The 21,074-nt window shown below is 59.2% G+C and carries 24 protein-coding genes; 13 read left to right on the forward strand and 11 right to left on the reverse strand.

Annotated features, from left to right (window positions below; all coding sequences use genetic code 11):
• Nucleotides 1-15: 15 nt before the first annotated feature.
• From CSV91_RS01055 to CSV91_RS01065, 3 genes are all read left to right on the forward strand, one after another.
• On the forward strand, nt 16-444 hold the full coding sequence (locus CSV91_RS01055; RefSeq protein WP_035138874.1) for an FKBP-type peptidyl-prolyl cis-trans isomerase: 429 nt from the start codon (nt 16-18) through the stop codon (nt 442-444).
• Between the two features lie 3 nt (nt 445-447).
• Nucleotides 448-1,026 (forward strand): urease accessory protein UreE, encoded by a 579-nt coding sequence (locus CSV91_RS01060; RefSeq protein WP_099431456.1) that lies wholly within the window; start codon nt 448-450, stop codon nt 1,024-1,026.
• Nucleotides 1,027-1,109: 83 nt separating this feature from the next.
• Nucleotides 1,110-1,907 carry an HAD-IIB family hydrolase gene (locus CSV91_RS01065; RefSeq protein ID WP_157757965.1) on the forward strand — a complete coding sequence of 266 codons (798 nt, stop codon included), beginning with the start codon at nt 1,110-1,112 and terminating at the stop codon, nt 1,905-1,907.
• Between the two features lie 15 nt (nt 1,908-1,922).
• On the opposite strand, the gene CSV91_RS01070 is transcribed toward CSV91_RS01065, so the two are convergent.
• The 5 genes from CSV91_RS01070 to CSV91_RS01090 form a co-directional block, all read right to left on the reverse strand.
• Nucleotides 1,923-2,303, reverse strand: coding sequence for a Fur family transcriptional regulator (locus CSV91_RS01070; RefSeq protein ID WP_099431458.1), 381 nt, complete (start codon nt 2,301-2,303; stop codon nt 1,923-1,925).
• A gap of 61 nt (nt 2,304-2,364) precedes the next feature.
• Nucleotides 2,365-2,775 carry an acylphosphatase gene (locus CSV91_RS01075; protein ID WP_099431459.1) on the reverse strand — a complete coding sequence of 137 codons (411 nt, stop codon included), beginning with the start codon at nt 2,773-2,775 and terminating at the stop codon, nt 2,365-2,367.
• A gap of 2 nt (nt 2,776-2,777) precedes the next feature.
• Nucleotides 2,778-3,884, reverse strand: coding sequence for a Gfo/Idh/MocA family protein (locus CSV91_RS01080; RefSeq protein ID WP_099431460.1), 1,107 nt, complete (start codon nt 3,882-3,884; stop codon nt 2,778-2,780).
• Nucleotides 3,885-3,957: 73 nt separating this feature from the next.
• Entirely contained in the window at nt 3,958-4,443 is a 486-nt protein-coding gene (gene rnhA, locus CSV91_RS01085) for a ribonuclease HI (RefSeq protein WP_089572983.1), read from the reverse strand.
• Between the two features lie 99 nt (nt 4,444-4,542).
• Nucleotides 4,543-5,445, reverse strand: a complete 903-nt coding sequence (locus tag CSV91_RS01090; protein WP_055251412.1) for a LysR family transcriptional regulator — start codon at nt 5,443-5,445, stop codon at nt 4,543-4,545.
• A 275-nt stretch (nt 5,446-5,720) separates the two neighbouring features.
• Here CSV91_RS01090 and CSV91_RS01095 point away from each other — a divergent pair, with 275 nt between their 5' ends.
• The 3 genes from CSV91_RS01095 (at nt 5,721) to CSV91_RS01105 (ending at nt 8,518) form a co-directional block, all read left to right on the forward strand.
• Nucleotides 5,721-7,031 (forward strand): O-acetylhomoserine aminocarboxypropyltransferase/cysteine synthase family protein, encoded by a 1,311-nt coding sequence (locus CSV91_RS01095; RefSeq protein WP_099431461.1) that lies wholly within the window; start codon nt 5,721-5,723, stop codon nt 7,029-7,031.
• 312 nt (nt 7,032-7,343) lie between these two features.
• Complete coding sequence (locus CSV91_RS01100; protein ID WP_099431462.1) at nt 7,344-8,120, forward strand: hypothetical protein; 777 nt, start codon at nt 7,344-7,346, stop codon at nt 8,118-8,120.
• A gap of 191 nt (nt 8,121-8,311) precedes the next feature.
• Entirely contained in the window at nt 8,312-8,518 is a 207-nt protein-coding gene (locus tag CSV91_RS01105) for a hypothetical protein (RefSeq protein WP_099431463.1), read from the forward strand.
• 108 nt (nt 8,519-8,626) lie between these two features.
• Here the strand turns inward: CSV91_RS01105 and CSV91_RS01110 are convergent, their stop codons facing one another.
• Both CSV91_RS01110 and CSV91_RS01115 read right to left on the reverse strand, forming a co-directional pair.
• Nucleotides 8,627-9,541, reverse strand: a complete 915-nt coding sequence (locus tag CSV91_RS01110; RefSeq protein ID WP_232049524.1) for a ketopantoate reductase family protein — start codon at nt 9,539-9,541, stop codon at nt 8,627-8,629.
• Between the two features lie 118 nt (nt 9,542-9,659).
• Nucleotides 9,660-10,430, reverse strand: a complete 771-nt coding sequence (locus CSV91_RS01115) for a cyclase family protein (protein ID WP_099431465.1) — start codon at nt 10,428-10,430, stop codon at nt 9,660-9,662.
• A 163-nt stretch (nt 10,431-10,593) separates the two neighbouring features.
• Here CSV91_RS01115 and CSV91_RS01120 point away from each other — a divergent pair, with 163 nt between their 5' ends.
• The 6 genes from CSV91_RS01120 (at nt 10,594) to CSV91_RS01145 (ending at nt 17,157) form a co-directional block, all read left to right on the forward strand.
• Complete coding sequence (locus CSV91_RS01120) at nt 10,594-11,784, forward strand: aldo/keto reductase (RefSeq protein ID WP_099431466.1); 1,191 nt, start codon at nt 10,594-10,596, stop codon at nt 11,782-11,784.
• A gap of 90 nt (nt 11,785-11,874) precedes the next feature.
• Complete coding sequence (locus CSV91_RS01125) at nt 11,875-12,894, forward strand: Gfo/Idh/MocA family protein (RefSeq protein WP_232049525.1); 1,020 nt, start codon at nt 11,875-11,877, stop codon at nt 12,892-12,894.
• Between the two features lie 144 nt (nt 12,895-13,038).
• On the forward strand, nt 13,039-13,905 hold the full coding sequence (locus CSV91_RS01130) for a deoxyribonuclease IV (protein WP_099431467.1): 867 nt from the start codon (nt 13,039-13,041) through the stop codon (nt 13,903-13,905).
• A 147-nt stretch (nt 13,906-14,052) separates the two neighbouring features.
• Nucleotides 14,053-14,913 (forward strand): ABC transporter substrate-binding protein, encoded by an 861-nt coding sequence (locus CSV91_RS01135; protein ID WP_099431468.1) that lies wholly within the window; start codon nt 14,053-14,055, stop codon nt 14,911-14,913.
• A gap of 117 nt (nt 14,914-15,030) precedes the next feature.
• Nucleotides 15,031-16,392: an ABC transporter permease subunit gene (locus CSV91_RS01140; protein ID WP_232049526.1), complete on the forward strand. Its 1,362-nt coding sequence runs from the start codon at nt 15,031-15,033 to the stop codon at nt 16,390-16,392.
• A gap of 12 nt (nt 16,393-16,404) precedes the next feature.
• Nucleotides 16,405-17,157, forward strand: coding sequence for an amino acid ABC transporter ATP-binding protein (locus CSV91_RS01145; RefSeq protein ID WP_099431470.1), 753 nt, complete (start codon nt 16,405-16,407; stop codon nt 17,155-17,157).
• A 113-nt stretch (nt 17,158-17,270) separates the two neighbouring features.
• On the opposite strand, the gene CSV91_RS01150 is transcribed toward CSV91_RS01145, so the two are convergent.
• Both CSV91_RS01150 and CSV91_RS01155 read right to left on the reverse strand, forming a co-directional pair.
• On the reverse strand, nt 17,271-17,690 hold the full coding sequence (locus tag CSV91_RS01150; RefSeq protein ID WP_099431471.1) for a flavodoxin: 420 nt from the start codon (nt 17,688-17,690) through the stop codon (nt 17,271-17,273).
• 45 nt (nt 17,691-17,735) lie between these two features.
• The gene (locus CSV91_RS01155) at nt 17,736-18,440 is read right to left on the reverse strand and encodes a DUF3793 family protein (protein WP_099431472.1); all 705 of its coding nucleotides are present in this window, start codon (nt 18,438-18,440) and stop codon (nt 17,736-17,738) included.
• A 174-nt stretch (nt 18,441-18,614) separates the two neighbouring features.
• On the opposite strand from CSV91_RS01155, the gene CSV91_RS01160 reads away from it, so the two are divergent.
• On the forward strand, nt 18,615-18,998 hold the full coding sequence (locus tag CSV91_RS01160; protein WP_099431473.1) for a heavy-metal-associated domain-containing protein: 384 nt from the start codon (nt 18,615-18,617) through the stop codon (nt 18,996-18,998).
• A 26-nt stretch (nt 18,999-19,024) separates the two neighbouring features.
• Here CSV91_RS01160 and CSV91_RS01165 read toward each other — a convergent pair whose 3' ends face one another.
• Both CSV91_RS01165 and CSV91_RS01170 read right to left on the reverse strand, forming a co-directional pair.
• Nucleotides 19,025-19,450: a hypothetical protein gene (locus CSV91_RS01165; RefSeq protein ID WP_232049527.1), complete on the reverse strand. Its 426-nt coding sequence runs from the start codon at nt 19,448-19,450 to the stop codon at nt 19,025-19,027.
• Entirely contained in the window at nt 19,443-20,948 is a 1,506-nt protein-coding gene (locus CSV91_RS01170; protein ID WP_099431474.1) for a Y-family DNA polymerase, read from the reverse strand. The genes CSV91_RS01165 and CSV91_RS01170 overlap by 8 nt, the downstream gene beginning before the upstream one ends.
• Nucleotides 20,949-21,074 lie beyond the last annotated feature (126 nt).

Below are 21,074 nucleotides of genomic sequence, written 5' to 3' on the forward strand. Positions count from 1 at the left end.
ATCACGGAGGTTACCATGTCCAACCAGGGCAAGAAGGTCAAGACCCATTATCGCGGCACGCTCGACGACGGCACGCAGTTCGATAGCTCTTACGATCGCGGCGAGCCGCTGGAGTTCACCTGCGGCGCCGGTCAGATGATCAAGGGCTTCGACGCCGCCGTGGTCGACATGCAGGTGGGCGAGAAGAAGACTGTGCACATCCCGGCTGCCGATGCCTACGGCGAGCACAACCCCGAGATGGTCCTGACCTTCCCGGCCGAGCAGGTTCCCAATATCGAGCAGATCGAGAAGGGCATGAAGCTCTTCCTGTCCACGCCGAGCGGCATGCCCGTCCCTGCCGTGGTCATCGACGTGACGCCCGAGGCCGTGACGCTCGACGCCAACCACGAGCTCGCCGGCAAGGATCTCAACTTTGATATCGAGCTCGTCGAGGTCGAGGGCTAGAGTATGCCTGAACGCTTGGTTTCGACGACATGCTTGGGAAATCTCAACGATCCGTCTTATGAACTCCTGCTTCGCCGGGAGCTGGGCGGTGTCTTTGAAGTTGACGAGCTACTGCTCGATTGGGACCAGGCTGATGTATGCGCGTTTGTGGGCGTGACGGAGCTGGGGCGCACGGTCGATGTTCGGCTGGATACTACCGACGGCGGTCGTCTTGCCGATGGCGACGTGCTCGCCATTGACCGTTCGGGCGTGGTGCCCGTGGCTGTTGTCGTGCGCCTGCGCAGCGCCGAGGTTTATTTGGTCGAAGTCGATCGCATGGATCCGATTGCGCTCGCGCATGCGTGCTGGGAGATCGGCAACATGCATGCGCCGCTCTTCCGGGGCGACTCGGACGAGCATACCGTGCGCATGTATACGCCGGTGCAGCCTGTTTTGGGCCGCATGCTTCGGGGTGTCGAGGGTGTTCGGCTCTCGGTGGTTACCCGTGAACTCGATGCGGGCCGACGCTTTGCGTCGAGCGCGGCCGATGTTGTCGTGAGCATGGCTCCGGACTTTACCATCGTTAAAAAGACGCGCGACTAAGCGCGCGTATGCGCAAGACGGGCTTTGAGGGGCGACCAATCAAAGTCCGTCTTGCTGTTGATGGGAGGCTTTGGGGGAAGCATATGGGTCTTGAGGGAATCAAGCTGATTGCATGCGATTTGGACGGCACGTTGCTGCATCCGGGGGAGCGCGAGCCGCGTTCCGAGGCCTTTGAGCTTATCGATGAGCTGCATCGTCGCGGTATCGTGTTTATGCCGGCGAGCGGTCGCCAATACGCGAGCCTGCGCTACCTGTTTGCCCCGGTGGCCGATGAACTCGCCTATGTATGCGAAAACGGAGCCCTGGTCATGAGCGAGGGACGTGCCGTGGTCAAGCGTTCTATGGAGCGTGGCCTGGCCATGGATATCGCGAACGCCGTGGTTGCGTACCCCCATGCCGACGTGACCCTTTCGTGCGAGGGACACCTCTACACTATGAGCGGCAACGATGCGTTTGTTGACCACCTGCGTTATGAGGTCCATTGTGATGTGGCGGTAGTCGACCGTCCCGAAGACATTGACGAGGATGTCATTAAGATTGCCTTCCAGACGCCCGAGGCGGAGCAGCCGGCGGCGCTGGAGTATTTTGTGCGTCGCTTTAGCGACCGGGTCGATGTGATGACGTCGGGAACCGAATGGACCGACTTTATCGGCTTTGATTCGGGCAAGGGGTCCGCGCTTGCCGATTACGGTCGTGCCCTGGGGATCTCGCCCGATGCGATGATGGCGTTTGGCGACAATGAGAACGATCGCGACATGCTCAACGTCGTGGGCCATCCCTATCTGATGGAGAGCTGCAACCCCACCATGCGCGGTATCAACGACCGTGTCCGCTACGTGTGCACGGTCGAAGAAGAGCTGCGTCGTCTACTTGCTGAGTAGGCATGCCCCAAACATCTACCGGCAGTCGGGGCAGAGACCCTCGAAGATGGTGTAGTGCGACGTGACGTGCCAGCCGATTTGCTCGGACGCCTTGGCGTCGAGCTGGGCATCGAAGGGGAGCGGTACATCGATGACGCGGCTGCACGAAGTGCAGATGATATGCGCATGCGGCTCGATCGTGCGATCGAAGCGGCTGCCGCCCGGCGTCTTGATGGAGAGGATCTCGCCGGCGTCGGCCAAGAGATTGAGATTGCGGTAGACCGTACCTCGGCTGATTTTGTCATCCTGCGCGCGCACGACGTTGTAGATTTCGTCGGCGGTGGGATGGTTATAGCTTTGGCGCACGGCGTCAAGAACCAGCTTTCGCTGCTTGGTATTCCTTCTTTGTACCGCCATGCGCCTCGCCTCTTTTCTATCAACGGTTGTAGGTAAATGATACCGTATTTAGCACACAATACTAATAACGAGGAATGAAACTGTCTTCATTGGCAAGTGGGGCTTGGGCCTGGGCTTCTACGAGGCGAAAACGCGTTCCCATGCGCTCGTAGGAGGCATGAAGCGCCTCGAGATGAGATAGGATGTTTGCCGGAGCTCCCTGTATCTCCATCTCGACCGAGCCGTCTTCCATGTTGCGCACCCAGCCGGTGAGTGCGCGTGCCTGCGCGAGGTTGGTGTTGGTAAAGCGAAAACCAACGCCCTGGACTTGCCCCGCCCAGCGCAGGAAATAGCGCAGGGGAGTGTTTTGAGTGGCCTCGTCGCTTGCGAGCACAGTAAGCCTGCGGCGCAACTCGAGCTCAATGTTTGATGGTTTTTGAGGCTCTCGACTGCCTCCGGTGACGCTGGAGAAGAACGTATCGAAGAAGCCCATCGCTAGGCCTGCTTGCCTGCGTCGGCCGGGAAGGTAATGCCGGCCTGCTGGCGCACGGCATCCATGATGCGCAGTGAGACGAGCGTGACATCGCGGTAGTGTCCGAGCTCGTGGCGTCCCGCCGGGGTCTCCCAAATCTCTTCCTTTACGTTATCGATACCGCCGATGGCGCTGATAAAGTCTGTGAGTTCGTATTCCATAGTGTTGCTCGATTTTGGAAGGTCGAGCACGCGGCCGTTGTCGCCCTGTTCGCGCGGTGCCTCGGTCGCCGAGCCGCGTACGACGTCGCCGCGATAGTCGATGCGGACGTTGCGGGGCGTGGACAGATGGTCGATCTGGATAGTGCCACGCTCGCCTTCGATCTGCGAGGGCAGCAGGTCATTCGTAATTTTGGAGTGCGCAAGCTCGACGGAGATACGGCCACCGCCGTAGCTGGCGAGGATGGAACCGCAGCCGTCGATGGGGCCGTGCGTGAGCTGTCGCGTGGCGGGGTCGAGCAGAGTAGCCATGCTCGTAAGGCCGGAGGGCATGCCGAAAATCTCGACCATGGGCTCGACGGTGTAGACGCCAATGTCCATGAGGGAACCCGATGCCATATTGCAGTCGAAGATATTGGTGGCGCGTCCCGCGAGAATCTCGTTGTAGCGCGAGGAATATTTGCCAAAGCGCAATGAGGCGCGGCGGATGGGGGCGATCTCGCCCAGGGCGTCCTCGATGGCGTGGAAGGCGGGGTCGTGGAGGGGACGCATGGCCTCGAGGGCCACGACACCTGCTGCCTCGGCAGCGCGGAAGACTTCCAGCGCCTGCGCTTCGGTGGCGCAGAAGGGCTTCTCGACGATGACGTGCTTGCCACCGGCGATGCAGGCAAGGGCCTGCTCGTAGTGAAGCGCGTTAGGGCTGCCGATATAGACGGCGTCGACGTCGGCGGCTGCCGCGAGCTCATCGAGTGAAGTAAAGTTTCGCTCGCCACCGCGCTCGGCGGTAAAGGCGGCACCGCGATTGGCATCGCGTGAAAGCGTGCCCACAAACGCGGCTTGGTCGTTGGCGTTGACAACTTGGATAAAGTCGTCTGTGATCATGGATGTGCCGATGGTCGCGATGCGCAGCATACGTCCCCCTTGCGTTGTTTGGTCTACAGGATGAGTGTAGCGCGTGGGGATATAAAGCTGCGCGAAAACGCTATTACAGGTCGCTCTCGTTAAAGCCGGCGTCGATATCGAGATTGCTGCCGTCGGCCGCCGTGGTGGCGAGCTCATCGCAGCGCTCGTTGAGCTCGTGACCGGCGTGACCCTTAACCCAGATGAACTCAACCTTGTGCTTGCTTTTGGCGGTGAGTAGGCGCTCCCACAGGTCGCGGTTCTTGACGGGTTGCTTGTTGGCGGTTTTCCATCCGCGCTTTTTCCAGCCGTCGATCCAGTGCTTGTTAAAGGCGTTGACGACATACTGCGAATCGGAATGGACTTCGACCTCGCAGGGGCGGTTGAGCGCCTCGAGCGCCACGATGACGGCCATGAGCTCCATGCGGTTGTTGGTGGTCTTGGCGTAGCCGCGCGAAAGCTCGGAGGTGAAGGTCTTGCCGGCGGGGTTGGTGTATTTGAGCACGGCGCCGTAGCCACCGCGTCCCGGATTTGATCGGGCAGAGCCGTCGGTGTAGATGATGACCTTCACGGGCTTCCTTTCGTTGAGTGCGCTTCATGTGAGTGACCATTGTAGCGCCATGCCCGCCGGGGGCTAACAATCTACGATTTCTACCCCGTCTTCCGACTGTTAGTTGGCATGGATGATGCGGTTGAGCTCGTCGAGGTATTGCTGCAAGAGGAGAGAGGGCTTGCGCTCGTCGTGCATGATGTAGCCAACGTGCATCGTTGGGGCGTCTGCTAGCGGGATCGATGCCATGCCCCATTGCATTTCATTGGAGAGGACACCGGTCGACAGGGTGTAACCGTTCGACGTGATAAGTAAGTTAGTAAGTGTTCCGCGGTCCGAGATTCGTATGTTGCGGTCGCAAGGGATATAGCTAAAAGGTTCCTCGGCGTAATAGAAGGAGTTTGAGGTTCCCTGCTCAAAGCTGTAGCGCGTATAGGGCGTGAGGTCGGCAAGGGACAGCTGCGGGCGGCGTGCGAGCGGGTGGCGCTCGCTAACGAAGACGTGGACCGTCGCGTCGAATAGGGGATGGAAGCTTGCGCGGGCATCGGCGAAGGCCTTCTGCAGAACGCGGGCGTTAAAGTCATCCAGATACAGAATGCCGATATCGCTGCGAAACGCACGGACGTCATCGATGATCTGCGATGTGGTGGTCTCGCGCATGATGAACTCGAACTTGCTGTCGCGGCAGCGTTCGACTACGTTGACAAAGGCCTCGACCGAAAAGGCGTAGTGCTGAGCGGAAATGGCGAGGCGGGCTTGCGGGGTGCCACCGTCCTCGTAGCGTGCCTCGAGCATGTCGGCCTGCTCTACGACCTGGCGCGCATAGCCCAAAAGCTCGGTGCCGTCGTTGGTGAGCGTGACGCCGCGGCTGGAGCGCGTAAAGATCTCCAGATGGAGCTCTTGTTCTAGGCTTTTGACGGCGTTTGAGATGTTGGACTGAGCGGTATAGAGGCGCTGAGCTGCGGCGTTGATTGAGCCGGACTCTGCCACGGCGATAAGAAAACGAAGCTGCTGGAGGGTCATCAGTGCCCGTCCTTTCGATAGCTATCTAAAAAACCGATAACAGGTTAGCGCTTTTAAGTGATTGACCGAGCGAAACAATGCTCGTACTATTCAAAACACACAAAGGCGGTAGGTAATTAAGCCGACCACGGAACCGGGATGTCAAAAGGAGGACCGCATATGAACTGCTTGCCAAGACGAATGCCGGGCTCCTGTTTGCGCCCGTTGGCGTGATCAGGAGACAGCGACTTACTTTTCTCTTATTTATTTACTTTCGTTCGATCAAGGAGATCATCATGAGCCAGTTCATCAACAACCCCGAGCACACCTTTGGTTTCGATACCCTGCAGCTTCATGTTGGCCAGGAGAGCGCCGACCCCGCATCCGACTCCCGCGCCGTGCCTATCTACCAGACCACGAGCTATGTGTTCCGCAACTCCCAGCACGCCGCCGACCGCTTTGGTCTTGCCGACGCCGGTAACATCTACGGCCGTCTGACCAACTCCACCCAGGGCGTCTTTGAGGACCGTATCGCCGCGCTCGAGGGTGGCGTGGCCGGTCTTGCCGTCGCCTCCGGTGCCGCTGCCATCACCTATACCCTGCAGGCTCTTGCCCAGGCTGGTGACCACGTGGTGGCTCAGAAGACCATCTACGGTGGCTCCTACAACCTGCTGGAGCATACGCTCTCCCAGTTTGGCGTCGAGACCACGTTTGTCGATGCTCATAACCTGGAAGAGGTTGAGGGTGCCATCAAGGACAACACTACGGTCATCTACCTCGAGACGCTCGGCAACCCCAATTCCGACATTCCCAACATCGACGCTATCTCCGAGGTCGCCAAGAAGCACGGTTTACCGGTTGTCGTCGACAACACCTTCGGCACCCCGTATCTGTTCCGTCCGCTGGAGCATGGTGCCAACATCGTCGTCCACTCCGCAACCAAGTTCATCGGCGGCCACGGCACCTCGCTGGGCGGTGTGATCGTCGACGGCGGTAACTTCGATTGGAAGGCGAGCGGCAAGTATGCGCAGATCGCCGAGCCCAACCCCTCCTACCATGGCGTCTCGTTTGCCGAGGCTGCCGGTCCCGCCGCCTTCGCAACCTATGTCCGCGCCATCCTGCTGCGTGACGAGGGCGCCTGCATCAGCCCGTTCAACGCCTGGATCCTGCTCCAGGGCACCGAGACTCTGTCGCTGCGCGTTGACCGTCATGTCGAGAACACCAAGAAGGTCGTTGAGTTCCTGGCTGGTGACAGCCACGTCGCCAAGGTGAACCACCCGAGCCTGTCTGAGCACCCCGATCACGAGCTCTATCAGAAGTACTTCCCCAACGGCGGTGCCTCGATCTTTACCTTTGAGATTAAGGGTGGCCAGGAGGCAGCTTGGAAGTTCATCGATCATCTGCAGGTCTTCTCGCTGCTCGCCAACGTGGCCGACGTCAAGTCGCTCGTCGTGCACCCGGCTACCACCACGCACTCCCAGCTCTCTGCCGAGGAGCTCGCCGAGCAGAACATCACGCCCTCCACGATCCGTCTTTCCATCGGTACCGAGAACGCCGAGGACATCATTTGGGATCTGAAGCAGGCCTTCGCCGCGCTGGACGAGTAAGGCGACTTGTGCAAGGACCCCTTGCGACTCGATAGGTATAACTGCATAAAATGCCTGCTCAAGGCGCCTGCGCAAGCAATGGTTGCGCAGGCGCCTTTTTTGCATAGGAAGGGCGCTATTACAGGGTTTTTGGCATGCTTTATGCATTCGAGTTGTGGAAAACTCCTGTTGAGAGGATGTGAGTTTTACGCAATTGACGTGCGCCTTTTGAGTAAAACCGCAGGTCGCGATTTGCTCGAGGTACTATGCAGCGCGATCGAATCACACGCAGCTCAAACGCAGCAAAAACGCACTACGGAGGTTTCCAGCTACATGAGGATCGATTCACGAAAACCGAAAGCCGCCGCCCTTTCCGCCGCTCTGACCGTGGCGCTTTTGGCGGGCGCCGGCGCAACTGATGCCCACGCGGCAACACTGTCCGATACGGTTGGATCTACGCCGTCCGAGACGACGCTGGTACAGCCCGTTGATTATCGCGGCGATGGTTATGGTTCCATGCAGGAGTGGAACGCCTCGATGGAGGCCAAGCGCGATTCCCTTGAGATGCGCGCTCAGATTATCCTAAACATGTATGGTGACTATGCCACCGATGACGAGCGCGCTGTGCTGCAGGGTTGTATCGATGGTGCGGGCAGCCTTTTGACGATGGGGGAGGTCGACGCGAAGTCGACCGAGCTCGATGAGCTGCGCACTGCGCTTGAGAATGCCAAGCGCGAAGCGCTCGAGGCCGCTGCCGCCGAGGCAGAGGCTGCCGAGGCCGCCCAGGCTTCGTACTACAACGCCGGCTACACTCCGTCCTACGCGTCTGCCGCGTCCTACGCGAACGGATCGGGCCTGACGCGCTCTGCGGGTGTCAATAACTACAACGGGCGCCGCGAGACCTATTACAGCAGCAATGTGCTTTATCACTATCGCACGGGCGAATGGACTCAGGATTCTGAGGGCTTCTGGCGCGATTCCGACGGCTATTACGTTGTTGCCGCGGGCGATATGGCCCAGGGCTCGACCTTTACGGGCTCCAAGGGTGATTGCAAGGTCTATGACTCCGGCTGCGCCGCCGGAACCACCGACTACTACACCGGTTGGTAATCTGCCATCAGAGCAAAATAGGCACATGATGGGCGGGCGTCTTTACTGAGCTTTTAGACAACGTAAAGCCGCCCTTTCTTTATGTGCGTTTGAGTTAACAGAGCCCTTACCGTGGCGGTACGCTGGGCGTATGCATGCGGGGCACACTGGTTCATGAGAAATAAGGTCTTTCTCGTGGAGGAAGTGGTCTCATGAACGCTCGAGATATCGCTATCGCCGCCGTCGCATTGGTACTTGGCTGTCTTGGCCCTACAGCTGTGTTTGTCGCAGGCATGCAGGGCTCGTGCGGGGCTGCTCCTATTGTGGTCGGCGCGCTCATCGCAGCAGCGCTGCTGGGAGGTGCGGGCGTGACCCTTTGCCGCGATGACGAGGACGAGACGCCGCAGGTGCGGCGCTAGCCGTTGTGAAGCTGGTTTTGCCCATAGATGAAGAAGGAAGCCGCCGCAAGGGGAGTGCCCTTTGCGGCGGCTTTTGCTATTGAGACTGTTGGATGCGGTGCGGCGGCGTTACCAGCTGGCCTCGATTTCGCGGATGCGCAAATAGAGCCATTCGTTTTGCGGCACCTGGATACCGTGCTTGGCCGCGAGGCGGCAGATGGTACCCGCAAATTCCTCGACCTCGGTTCTGCGTTGAGCGATGCGGTCTTGCGCCATCGAGGGCATGCCGGCGGGATCGAGCCCTTTAATGAGACGCACCATCTGCGTCAGGTCTTCCTCGGTGAGCTCGATGCCCTCGGCATTGGCGACTGCAAGCGTCTCGCGCATGGCGGAGACAAAACTGCGGAGCTGCTCGGAGCCCTGCTCCGTAGCGCTTCCGTAGGTGCCGCCGTAGGCCATGCAGGTCTGGTTGATGCCGTCGTTGAGCATGAGTTTGGCCCACATGCGATGTGCGATGTCGTGCTCGACGGTATGGGCGATGCCGCAACGCGTGTAGAGCTCGTCGATGGCGATAACGGTTGCGGGGTCGGTGCCCGCTGCCGCACCAAAGCGGATCTCGCCCGCATTGGTAAAGGTGAGCGCGCCGTTGAGAAACACAGCGTCCATGCCTTGGCAGATTCCGAGGACGGTGTGCTCCCAGCCAAAGCGCTCGGCAATCTTTTGCTCGCTGGTGATGCCGTTACAAAGGGATGCGATGAGCGTGTCGGGCCCTACGATGCGTTCCATAGTCTTGAGCGCCTGGTCGAGTCCGGTTGTCTTGACCGTGAGGATGACCAGATCGGCGGGTGTCGCCTCGCTGGCGCGGACGGACTTGAGTACGCAGGGCTTGTCGTTGACGGTGAGCGCTTCGTTCGCATGGCGCTCAAAGCGAGCGTCGTCCATGACGTATTCGACGGCATCGTTGCCGAGTGCCTGGGCGATCATGCTGCCGTAGAGTAGCCCGACGCCACCCTTGCCGATAAAGGCGACCTTGTTGATCTGCATATGAATCATCTCCCCATATAAAAGGCGCCCGCGTATGGGGCGCCTGATGGATTGTATGCCGCCGGGCCATGTCGCGCGCACCGGATGGCCGTATTTAGAAGAACAAACGCATGGGAACTTATGACGCGGGGCAGACCGCAAAGACACGTGCGGGATAGCCGACGCCATCACGCACCTTGGGGAAGGTGCAGAAGATGACGGCGCCCGTGGCGGGAAGCTCGTCCAGATGGTCCATGACCTCAATCTGGTAACGGTCGACCGAGAGGATGTACTGTTCGCCGGGGTAGGGGTAGGCATCCTCGCGTGTGGTCACGGTTGCGGGGTCGGTGTCTGCCGGTTCGTGGCCGATGGCACCGATGTTGCGCTCTTCTACAAGCCATTTGATGGCATCGAGGTCCCAGCCGGGGTAGTGGGGTTGGCCGTCCTCGTCCTTGTTTTCGAGGTCGGCGAGCTTGGACCAGTCGGAGCGGAAGGCGACAAAGGCGTCCTCGGGAATGCGACCGTGCTCGTCCTCCCAAGCCTTGAGGTCATCGATGGCCAGGATAAAGTCGGGGTTTGCGGCGCACTCCTCGTGCTTGTCGATCACACAGAGCGGATGCATAAACTCGATAGGTTCGATCTCGCCAAGGGAACGACCGTCAACATGGAAGTGGCGCGGCGCGTCGACGTGGGTGCCGTACTGCGAGGCGACCGAATACTGGAAGCAGCGCATGGGCGCGAGCATGTCTTCGGGCGTGCCGGGCAGGTAGTCGAAGAGCTTGGTGGACTCAAATGGCTCAAAGCCAAACCAGTGCGGAGTGTCGCACGAGAGCGTGTGGGTGAGGTCTACCCAGCGATAATCGGTGCTTTTGAGCTGGGATGCGAGGTTCCAAAGGTCGAGCGCGGGCATGGGTGGCTCCTTTCATCGGGCTTTTTGCTGATGTTAAAGCGGTGCCGTGACAGCTCGATTTCTGCTGCGTTACGATACGTTCTCGATTGCGATTCCACGATGTTTCGGCCGCGTGACCATTGTGTTTCGCCTTGCCGGGGCGCTGATGGCGAAGGGAGGGGCCGTGCAATACCGCGTTGACCCCAAAAGTGGTAACCGAATATCTGCTCTGGGTCTGGGCTGCATGAGGTTTCCCGGTTCGCCGGGACACCCCGATGCGAAGACCGCCGATGCCATCATTTCCCGTGCGGTGGAGCAGGGGATTAATTATCTGGATACTGCGTATCTCTATCCCGGTAACGAGGCGTGCGTGGGCGCCTCACTTGAGCGCTTGGGGCTGCGCGACCGGGTGTTGCTGGCGACCAAGTTGCCGCACGCTTCGTGCAAGTGCGCGGAGGATTTCGACCGGTTCTTCGACGAGCAACTGCGTCGCCTGCGGACCGACCATATCGACTATTACCTTATGCACAACATCACTTCGCCCGCTCAGTGGGAGCGCGTGGTGGCATTGGGTATCGAGGACTGGATCGCGCGTCAAAAGGCGGCGGGGCGCATTCGCCAGATTGGTTTTTCGTACCACGGCAGCGCGGCTGATTTTCTGACGATGCTTGACGCATATGACTGGGATTTTTGCCAGATACAGTACAACTATGCCGGCGAGCGTTACCAAGCGGGAACGGCAGGACTCATGGCGGCTGCGGAGCGCGGGCTCGCGGTGTTTGTGATGGAGCCGCTGCTGGGCGGGCGTCTGGCAGGCAAGCTGCCGCCGCGGGCCCGCGCCGTGCTCGATGGTGCTCGTGACCCGCATTTGCGCACTCCTGCCGCTTGGGGGCTTTCGTGGGTGTGGAATCATCCTCAGGTGACGATGCTGCTTTCGGGTATGACCGATACCGCGCAGGTGGATGAGAACGCGGTGTTGGCCGATCGGGCCCTGCCGGATTCGATGACAGCTACTCAGCTCGATACCATCGCGCACGTGCTGATGGAGTTTGAAAAATCGAACCGTGCGCCCTGCACGGGATGTGGCTACTGCATGCCATGTCCCAAGGGTATCAACATTCCCGGCTGCTTTGCTGCCTACAACGCGAGCTATGCGCACAGCTGGTTTACGGGGCTGTCGCAATACTTTACGGCGAGTGCGGTGCGCACGAGCGAGCCCAAGCTGGTGAGCAATTGCGTCAAGTGCGGCAAATGCGCGCGCCACTGCCCGCAGCATATCGATATCCCCGAGCGTCTCGATGACGTGCGCCGACGCTTCCAGCCGGGCCCCGTAACGGCCATGCTTAAAGTCTTCGGCAAAACACGCTCCTCATGACCCTTTTATAACTTGCGGTGGAATAGTTCCTGTTTGCGGCAGAATGGGGCTTAAACAGGAACTATTTCACCGCAACTGAAGGGGGCTGTCGTGGGCCATCGGGATTCATATGATGATTTGCGCGAGGTTCGTTGGGGCGTTTTGGGCGCTGGGCACATTTCGCATCGATTTGCATCGTCGCTCAAGGAGGTGGACGGGGCACGGCTTGTGGCTGCCGCCGGTCGCACCCCTTCGCATGTTGAGGAGTTTTGCAGGGCGTTTTCGATTGAAGCCGCGCACAGTTATGCCACGGCTGACGATAGCGGCGATGCGGCTTATGACGCGCTGATTGCCGACCCCGATGTCGACGCGATCTACTTGGCTCTTCCGCATGGCATGCATACGCGTTGGGCCTGTCGCGCGCTGCGCGCCGGAAAGGCCGTGCTGTGCGAAAAGCCGGCCGTTTTGAGTGAGGAAGAGGCTCTCTCGATTGCCTCCGCCTCTCGCGAGCACGGCGTGCTGTTTATGGAGGCGATGAAGAATCGGTTTTGCCCGATGCGCACTCGCGTGAAGGGTTTGCTTGCGTCGGGCGAGCTCGGCTGTATCGTCTCGATCGAAAGCGTGCAAAAACTCGATTATGGTGAGCCCCCTTCGAGTTATCTGCTCGATCCGTTGCAGGGTGGTTGTCTATATGACATGGGCTGCTATGCGGTCGGGTGGTTTGAGGATCTGCTTGCGGGTGCGTGCGATGTTTCGTCTCGTGAAGTTCGCTGGCGTGACGTATCGGGCGGCCGCGTGGATTGGGCCGATGAGATCCATATGAGTGTCGGCGGTATACCTATTCATATGGTGTGCGACGGCAAAGCAGCATATGAAAGCCGCTTAACGATTGCCTGTGAGCGGGGCTCGTTGGAAATCGAGCGTCTCCATCGCCCCGAGCTCGCTCATGTGAAGTATTCCGACGGACGAATGCTCGAAATAAATGCCCCGTTTGAGGTCGATGATTTCTACGGCGAAGCTTCGCATGCGACCCAGCTCATCCGGGCGGGGAAACTCGAGAGTCCCGTCATGCCTCTTGCCGCCACGCAGCGCTGTGCGCAGATCATCGATGCGATTCGCTTGACGCTCTAGGCTGCGGTACTGGTGCTCAAGGGGGCTCGGCGGACCGTGCCCCTGATGCCCCTTTTATATCTTGCGGTGGAATACGGTCTGTTTGCGCCAAAATAAGGCACCAATAGACCGTATTTCACCGCAACTGATGAGGGGGAGCTGGAGATGCTGACGATCGGGTGCCATCTTTCGACAACGAAGGGCTATCGGGCAATGGGGGAGACGGCGTTGTCCATTGGTGCCAATACCTTTGCGTTCTTTACGCGCAACCCGCGCGGTGGCAAGGCAAAAGAACTTGACATGGATGACGTGGCGGCTCTGCGCGAGCTTATGGCACAAAACGACTTTGGACCGCTGGTGGCGCATGCCCCGTATACCTACAACCCCTGTTCTGCCAAAGAGCGGGCGCGCGAGTTTGCCTTGGAGGCAATGGCCGAGGACTTGCAGCGTCTGGAAGCACTGCCCGGCAACTACTACAACTTCCATCCCGGTGCGCATGTGGGACAGGGCTCCGACGTCGGCATTCAGATGATTGTCGACACGCTGTGCCAGGTGATGTTTGAGGGGCAGCAGACGACGGTATTACTCGAGACCATGGCAGGCAAGGGCACCGAGGTGGGCCGTAGCTTTGAAGAACTGGCGTGCATTATCGAGGGCGTTGCCGCCAAGCGCCCAGAGCTGTCCGATAAGCTGGGCGTTTGTTTGGACACCTGCCATGTGAGCGATGCCGGCTACGACATCATCCATGATCTGGACGGCGTACTCGACGAGTTCGACCGCGTGGTGGGTATCGATCGCTTGCATGCCGTACATATCAACGATTCGAAGAACCCTTGTGGCGCCCATAAAGATCGTCACGAGTGCATCGGCAAGGGATACCTTGGCAGCGAGGAATTTGGTGGCGGTATGCAGGTTATGCAGAATATTGTATCGAATGGCCGTTTGCGCGCATTGCCGTTCATTTTGGAGACACCGAACGAACTTGCAGGTTATGCAGCTGAAATCAAACTATTAAGGTCATTGCAGCAGTAATGACTGTCACAAAGTAGAGTCTTCCATTCACGTTATGGGTTTGTTTCAATCAGTTTTCTCATTGCAGATTCGTAATTCCGGGTGCATAATAGCCAACAGTTTTTGCAGACCTCTGAATCAAACGAGGTCACCGGAAGGAGACTGATTATGAAGCTGAAGAAGCTCGGCGCATTTGCCGCCACGGGTGCTATGGCGCTCGCCCTTGCTCTGACGGGCTGCGGCTCGTCCAACGCCACCTCTGGTTCTGATGCCGGTTCCAGCAGCTCTGACGACGCTAAGGTCGAGAAGGTCGACGGCTCCAAGGAGTACGCGCTCGTCAAGGACGGTACGCTGACCGTCGGCACCTCTGCCGAGTACGCGCCGTTTGAGTACAAGGATGACAACGGCGATTATCAGGGCTTTGACCTTGAGCTCATCAAGGCTATCGGCGACAAGCTGGGCCTGGATGTCGAGTATGTCAACAATGACTTTGACACGCTGGTTCCGGGCGTCGCTTCGGGCGCCAAGTATGACGTCTCCATCGCGGCTATCACCGACACGCCCGAGCGTGAGAAGGAAGTCACTTTCTCCGATTCCTACTACATGGACGATCAGGCTATCGTGACCAAGGTCGATAACACCGACATCACGGCCGACAACTACAGCGAGAAGCTCAACAACGCCGACGCTACCATCATCGTCCAGTCTGGCTCGACCGCCGAGGCCTTTGCCCAGGAGAACTTCCCCAAGGCCAAGATCGTCCCCTACAAGGACGCCACCGAGTGCTTCAGCGCCCTGCAGTCCGATAAGGGCGACGCTGTAGTTACCAACCGCTCCGTTGCCAGCCAGCTGACCGCCGAGCAGTTCAACACCTGCCAGACCATCAAGCAGATCAGCACCGGCGAGGAGTACGCCATCGCCATCAACCAGGGCAATACCAAGCTCAAGGACGACATCAATCAGGCCATCAAGGACCTGACCGACGACGGTACCGTCGACGCCCTCATGGCTAAGTACAATATCAAGTAAAATAGCTACTTGATTGCGCGCGGGCCCTTTCCGTTTTGCGGAGAGGGCCTTTGCGCTTCTCTTGACGGAGAGCGTTTCCGTCTCTTTTTGCCGGCAACTTCTACGATAGGAGCCACCTTGTCTCGACTGAACAAAGGGGCCGCGGAACAGCGTTTTTCACTGCCCGCCTTGCTCCAAAAGCTAGCCTGCGTCATGGCCGTGGCGCTCGCGCTGGTGTGCGCGGGGGCATATGCGCCCACGACCGCCCAGGCGCTTGAGACCGCAAAGATTACCGCCCGACCCAACACCGGTTCGGGCAGCGCTGTGGTCGGCGGCACCGAGACGCGCGTTACCTGGGAAGTTCAGGCCGATGCCGACGAGGAGCTGAGCGGTCTTTCGCTGACGTTTGTTGACGGTACGACGTTTGACACCGATGACACGCGATTGACGATGCTCTCGGGCGAGGACCTCATGGATCGTACGCCCATGAAGCCCACGTGCAAGGCTGACGGCCAGACGCTCAAGATCGACTTTGGCGAGACGGCGCCTGCCGGCGGCTTTTTCCGTGTCGAGGTTTACGGCGTGACGTTTCCCGTCGAGGGCGGCGAAGAGGCCTTTAGCGGCACCTATACGCTCGCCGACGGTTCGACCAAGAAGATTTCTAAGATTCCTTCCGTCGAGATTAAGGGCGTGACGGCTTTCGATAACTTCCTGGCCGATCTTAAGGAGCAGCCGTGGGTCGAGGCCTGGAACTCCAATATGTTCCTGCGCTTGTTCTTGAACCCGGTCATTTTGGTCCAAAGCCTGCCGATCGTCTTCAAGGGCTTCCTTATGTCGCTCTCGATTGTGCTTGTGGCGTTTCCGCTGGCGATCCCCTTTGGCTTTGTCCTGTCGCTCATGCGCATATCCAAATCGCGCATCCTGCGTTGCCTTGCCGGCATCTACGTGAATGTCATCCGCGGTACGCCGGCGTTCCTGCAGATCTATATTGCATTCTTTGGTCTGCCGCTTGCCGGCGTCAAGGTGGACGACTATGTCCTGGGCGTTATCGTCATGGCCATGAACTCGTCTGCGTACCTGTGCGAGATTTTCCGTGCCGGTATTCAATCGATCCCCAAGGGTCAAAACGAGGCTGCTCGCTCGCTGGGCATGAATGCCTTCCAGACGCTGCTCTACGTTATGATTCCGCAGACGTTCCGCAATGTCCTGCCTACGCTGACCAGCGAGTTTATCCTGCTTTACAAGGATACGTCGCTGCTTGCGGCCGTGGGCGTGGTCGAGATCGTCATGAACGCCCGCACCATCGTGGCCACGACGGGCTCCATTACGCCGTATGTGGTTGCCGCCCTGTTCTATCTGGTCATTACCCTGCCGCTTGCGCGCTTGGTGAGCGGTCTTGAGGCGAGGCTTTTGGGTACGGCCGAAACCAAGAAGAAGCGTCCCGCCAAGAGCGCTGGACAGGTTGTCGCGACGCCCGCCGATCACATCGCCGGTCTGTAAGGAGGTCCTATCATGAGCGAAACCAATAACTCGAACGAGGTCGTTGTCAGTATCAAGAACCTCCAGAAGGCCTTTGGCGACAACGTGGTCCTGCGCGATATCGATCTGGATGTGCACAAGGGCGAGGTCGTTGTGGTCTTGGGCCCCTCGGGCTCGGGCAAGTCGACGATGCTTCGCTGCATCAACCGTCTGGAGCATCCCACGAGTGGCTCTATTGTCGTTGAGGGCGTGGACGTGTGCGCCAAGGGTGTCGACCTTAACAAGGTGCGCACGCATCTGGGTATGGTGTTCCAGCAGTTCAATTTGTTCCCGCACCTGTCAGTCAAAAAGAACGTCATGCTTGCGCAGCAGAAGGTGCTCAAGCGCAGCAAGGAAGAGGCCGAGAAGATTGCCGTCGAGGAGCTGACCAAGGTCGGTCTTGCCGAGCGTATCGACTTTATGCCGAGCCAGCTCTCGGGCGGCCAGCAGCAGCGCGTTGCCATCGCCCGCGCCCTGTCGATGAACCCGCACGTCATGCTCTTTGACGAGGCCACCTCGGCGCTCGACCCCGAGCTCGTGCGCGACGTCCTGGGCGTCATGCGCGACTTGGCGCGCGAAGGCATGACCATGATCGTGGTGACGCACGAGATGGGCTTTGCCCGCGATGTCGCCGACCGCGTCGTCTTTATGGACGGCGGCGTCATTGTGGAAGAGGGTACGCCGAGCGAGGTCTTCGACCACCCCAAGAGCGAGCGCACCAAGGCGTTCTTGGGCAATATCTCGTAGCCGGTTGATGTAACTTCCGTTACAAAAGAGCGGGGCTGGACTTGAATCCAGCCCCGCTCTTTTGTAGGGATGGGGATGCCTGTGATGCAGGCTCTCTTGGAGGCCTGGTTTCGTTACGCGAGCTCGGCTCCGAGGGCCTTGCAAGCGGTCTCGCCCTCGTCGTCGGGCGCGTCGTAGCAAATGGCGGAGTCCACGACGTTGACGCCGGCCTCGTCGGCGTCGGCCTTCCAGTTGTCCATCCACTCGCCCTCGGCCCACGAATAGGAGCCAAAGAGGACGACCTTCTTGTCGCCGAGGGTCTCCTTGACCTCGTCCCACATAGGCTGAAACTCGTCATACTCAAGCTCCTCGGAGCCCATGGCGGGGCAGCCGAAGGCGAAGGCATCATATTCGGCGGCCTTGTCGGCAGAGAAGTCGGCGCAGGGGATGACCTCAGTCTCGGCCCCCGCGGACGTGGCGCCTTCGGCGACAAGGTTTGCCATGGCCTCGGTATTGCCCGTGCCGCTCCAGTAGATGACGGCGATCTTGCTCATGTTTTGTCCTTTCGGTCGTGCGGCGCTTGCCGCGGCTTGTACGTTCTATCGGGTTGCCTGGGCAAGTTGCGCCAGGCTGCAGCCCTGCTGATAGATAAAAGTGAAGTATTGGGTGCAGGCACGGTAGGCATCAAACGTCGCAAGCGCCTGCTCGACATTTGCGTAGACCTTCCAGGCCCCAAAGACCTTGTAGTTCTCGCCGCGCTGGACGATAAACTCGTGCACGTCTTCGTAGGGATATCCAAGGAAGTAGCCTATTTCGTGCGGAAACTCGCAGGTACAGTCTTTGCTGCAGCTAGCTTGCTGGGGTAGTGCGCATCGAGTCTGGCTGCAGGCGCATTCCGCGACGTTATTGCTCGCGAGCGTGATGCGTGATGCCAAATGCACAAGGCATGTCGAAAGGTCTCTCGTGTCGTAGCCTTCCGAGGTGAGCGCCGTTTGGGCGCGAGGGTCTGCGAAATAGGTGGTGAGGCTTTTGGCTCGGTACGCGTACACGAGCGCTCCGCAGGGCCGCCAGACCAAAACACTCAGGTGGATGCCGAGCGGGTCAAGCTCGCGATTGCACTGGGCGATAACGTTGAGCAGGCGTGCTCGGCGTTCTGCGATGGTTTCGGTTGTGGTCGAGCCGTCCCCGTGGGCGTAGGTGCCTGGATAGGTAAAGAGCGATGCCGGCTTGATGCCCGCGAGCGTGGGAGAGCAGTTGCGCACGACTGCTGCCTGAAACGTTGGGATGTCTATGGTTCGAGTCACGGCGCTCCTTACGGATCTAAACTGTTAGCCTAGGAAAACTTATACACGAAAGTAAGCCATGGTCAACAAAAAAGTTTGAAGAGGGAAACTAATTGACCGAACAGACATGATTTTGGGTTAAGATGGGGACACCCCATGGGGGTATCTAGATAGTGCTACTTGAAAGGGGAGCGCATGAGTGACTTGCTCAACCCTGCGAATCTCATCGTGCTGGCCGTCATTGCCGTCGGCATGTTTTTTGGACTGCGTCGCATTGCCGCTTCGACACACGGGAAGAGTTGCTGCAGCGATGGTACGAGCGGCAAGAAGGCCAAAAAGGTTGTTGTGGTGGATACCGATGCGTCACACTATCCCTATAGCGATGAGCTGCTCATCGGCGGCATGAGCTGTGACGGCTGCGCTCAGAACGTAGCCAATGCTCTCAATGCGCTGGATGGCGTGTGGGCAACGGTGACGTATGCGGACCACACGGCACGCGTGCGCTCTAAGCAGCCGGTTGATCGTGATGTCCTCGAGACGGCCGTGAAAGACGCGGGCTACTACGTCATGACGCTGTAGGCGCCGCCCTGGATGCGCTTCCTTGGCTAGGCTCGTCCGCGCAGTTCGATGTCTTGGATGTCGTCGAAGTCGATGGCGATGTCTTTGAGTTTGAGGAGCTTGAAGGCGGGGAGCGCCTCGTCGAGGATGCCGGTGCGGCTGCGATAGCCGTATGTATCGTAATAGGTGACACGAATCAAGTCGCCACGTTTGAGGCCCTCGAGCTTTTTAGAAAGCACGAGGGCTTTTTCTTCCGTGAGCTCACGTTTTGGCTCGACGGTGATTTCCTGCTTGCGCACGAGTTCGTAGTATCCCGTGAGGGCGGCAAAGGGCATAAACTGTGCGGCGCGGTTGGCGCGCACGGCACCGTTGGCAGTGAGGTTGGGGTCGGCGGCGCGGCGTCTACCCTCGGGGTCCGCCAAGCGCTCGAAGGCGGTCGGCGGGCGCACGGGCTGCTGCTTGGGTTTAGGCACGATGTCCTCCAACTTGGTCGTTGCGTTCGCGCGCGGTGGCGCCGGCGGTAAAGCTTAATCCCTTGACGAGCGCGTTCTTGCCGTACTTGCCTTTCACGGCCAGGACGGCGCGCGCCAGGTCGCGCTCGCGCTTATCGGCCTCGATATCGCTGAACAGATCGATGGTGGCAAATTCCTCGGGCATGAGGTTGCCAAATTCCAGGTTGATGCGCTTGACCGGTCGTTTGGGATCGACCGTTTGTGCCCAAAGGTCATCGAAATACCCCATGATCTTCTTAAACGAATTAGTGCGCTCGGGCAGCTTGCGCGAGGCGTTGGAGTGCGCAAAGAGCGCGGCATAGCCACCACGCGGTTTGCCGCCGTGTTCGCCCACAAAGATGCCATCGATTGCCTGCGCTTCGCGCACCAGACGACGCCTTTCGTCATCGCGCTGGACGGGCTTGGGAGCACGGGGCGCGAGCTCGGGGCCGGCGGTTGCGGTGGGTTCGATGCTCGATGTGCTCGAGCGCAAGTGCCCGCAGCCGTCTATATACTGCGCCGTGCCGCTGGCGTTGAGCCGGCGTATGTCGGCGCGCTCGCTTGCATAGCCCACAAAGAGCGAGATGCTGTCGCACACCACGTGCTTGTCGATCAAATCCAGCACGGCGGCATCGACCATTTCGCGCAAGACGGTGTAGGCCTGCTCGTAGGCATAGCCCTTCGAGAGCACCTGCCCCGTGGTGGTCGAGGTCGCTTGCGGGCGATAAGCTTGGATATCGGCGATGGTTGTCGGCTCGCGCCCGAAGGCATGGTCGATGAGATATTCGGCATTGACGCCGAGCTCGTCGTAAAGCAGGTTTTCGTCGAGCGCCGCGACGCCCATCAGATCGTAGACGCCGTATTTCTCGAGGCGGGCTGCCACGCCGGGACCGATGCCCCAGACATCGGTGATGGGACGATGGGGCCAGATCTCCTTGCGAAAGGTCTCGTCGTCGAGTATGCCGATGCGGTTGGGTGCGTGCTTGGCGGTAATGTCGAGCGCTACCTTGGCCTGGAATAGGTTGGGGCCGATGCCGACCGTCGCCGTGATGCCGGTGCGCGCGAGGACCTCGTCGCGCAGCGTGCAGGCGAACCCTTCCGCATCTGTGTGATAGAGGTCCAGATAGGGCGTCACGTCGATAAAGCACTCATCGATGGAGTAGACGTGCACGTCCTGGGGGCTGACGTATTCCAGATAGATACCGTAGATTTTCGCCGACACCTCCATGTAATGCTGCATGCGCGGTACGGCCGTGATGTAGTCGATGCCATCGGGAATCTCAAATAGGCGGCAGCGGTTGTGAATCCCTAAGTCCTTCATAGCCTGTGTGATGGCGAGGCAGATGGTCGTGCGCCCGCGCGATTCGTCGGCAACGACCAGGTTGGTGGTGAGCGGATCGAGCCCACGGTCGACGCACTCGACGCTGGCATAAAACGTCTTGAGGTCGATGCAGATATAGGTGTGCTGCTCGTGCGCCATCCGTGTCCTTTCATCAAACACATGTTCTTATCGAATACCTGTTCGATAATACCCGCTTGCACGGACACCGTCAAAATCTGTCTCTTTTTGGCAAGTATGGTCGTGCGGTTGCATCGGGTTTTTAAC

The sequence above is a fragment of the Collinsella aerofaciens genome (genome assembly GCF_002736145.1).
GTDB classification, from domain to species: Bacteria; Actinomycetota; Coriobacteriia; order Coriobacteriales; family Coriobacteriaceae; genus Collinsella; species Collinsella aerofaciens_A.

Excerpts from the sequence above, each read along its gene's own strand:
- CSV91_RS01135 (WP_099431468.1), top strand. The coding sequence starts at position 14,053 with ATGAAGCTGAAGAAGCTCGGCGCATTTGCCGCCACGGGTGCTATGGCG.
- CSV91_RS01075 (WP_099431459.1), bottom strand. The coding sequence starts at position 2,775 with ATGGGCTTCTTCGATACGTTCTTCTCCAGCGTCACCGGAGGCAGTCGA.
- CSV91_RS01080 (WP_099431460.1), bottom strand. The coding sequence starts at position 3,884 with ATGCTGCGCATCGCGACCATCGGCACATCCATGATCACAGACGACTTT.
- CSV91_RS01150 (WP_099431471.1), bottom strand. The coding sequence starts at position 17,690 with ATGAGCAAGATCGCCGTCATCTACTGGAGCGGCACGGGCAATACCGAG.
- CSV91_RS01090 (WP_055251412.1), bottom strand. The coding sequence starts at position 5,445 with ATGACCCTCCAGCAGCTTCGTTTTCTTATCGCCGTGGCAGAGTCCGGC.
- CSV91_RS01070 (WP_099431458.1), bottom strand. The coding sequence starts at position 2,303 with ATGGCGGTACAAAGAAGGAATACCAAGCAGCGAAAGCTGGTTCTTGAC.
- CSV91_RS01060 (WP_099431456.1), top strand. The coding sequence starts at position 448 with ATGCCTGAACGCTTGGTTTCGACGACATGCTTGGGAAATCTCAACGAT.
- CSV91_RS01160 (WP_099431473.1), top strand. The coding sequence starts at position 18,615 with ATGAGTGACTTGCTCAACCCTGCGAATCTCATCGTGCTGGCCGTCATT.
- CSV91_RS01065 (WP_157757965.1), top strand. The coding sequence starts at position 1,110 with ATGGGTCTTGAGGGAATCAAGCTGATTGCATGCGATTTGGACGGCACG.
- CSV91_RS01170 (WP_099431474.1), bottom strand. The coding sequence starts at position 20,948 with ATGGCGCACGAGCAGCACACCTATATCTGCATCGACCTCAAGACGTTT.
- CSV91_RS01115 (WP_099431465.1), bottom strand. The coding sequence starts at position 10,430 with ATGCCCGCGCTCGACCTTTGGAACCTCGCATCCCAGCTCAAAAGCACC.
- CSV91_RS01100 (WP_099431462.1), top strand. The coding sequence starts at position 7,344 with ATGAGGATCGATTCACGAAAACCGAAAGCCGCCGCCCTTTCCGCCGCT.
- CSV91_RS01110 (WP_232049524.1), bottom strand. The coding sequence starts at position 9,541 with ATGCAGATCAACAAGGTCGCCTTTATCGGCAAGGGTGGCGTCGGGCTA.
- CSV91_RS01095 (WP_099431461.1), top strand. The coding sequence starts at position 5,721 with ATGAGCCAGTTCATCAACAACCCCGAGCACACCTTTGGTTTCGATACC.
- CSV91_RS01105 (WP_099431463.1), top strand. The coding sequence starts at position 8,312 with ATGAACGCTCGAGATATCGCTATCGCCGCCGTCGCATTGGTACTTGGC.
- CSV91_RS01055 (WP_035138874.1), top strand. The coding sequence starts at position 16 with ATGTCCAACCAGGGCAAGAAGGTCAAGACCCATTATCGCGGCACGCTC.
- CSV91_RS01145 (WP_099431470.1), top strand. The coding sequence starts at position 16,405 with ATGAGCGAAACCAATAACTCGAACGAGGTCGTTGTCAGTATCAAGAAC.
- CSV91_RS01130 (WP_099431467.1), top strand. The coding sequence starts at position 13,039 with ATGCTGACGATCGGGTGCCATCTTTCGACAACGAAGGGCTATCGGGCA.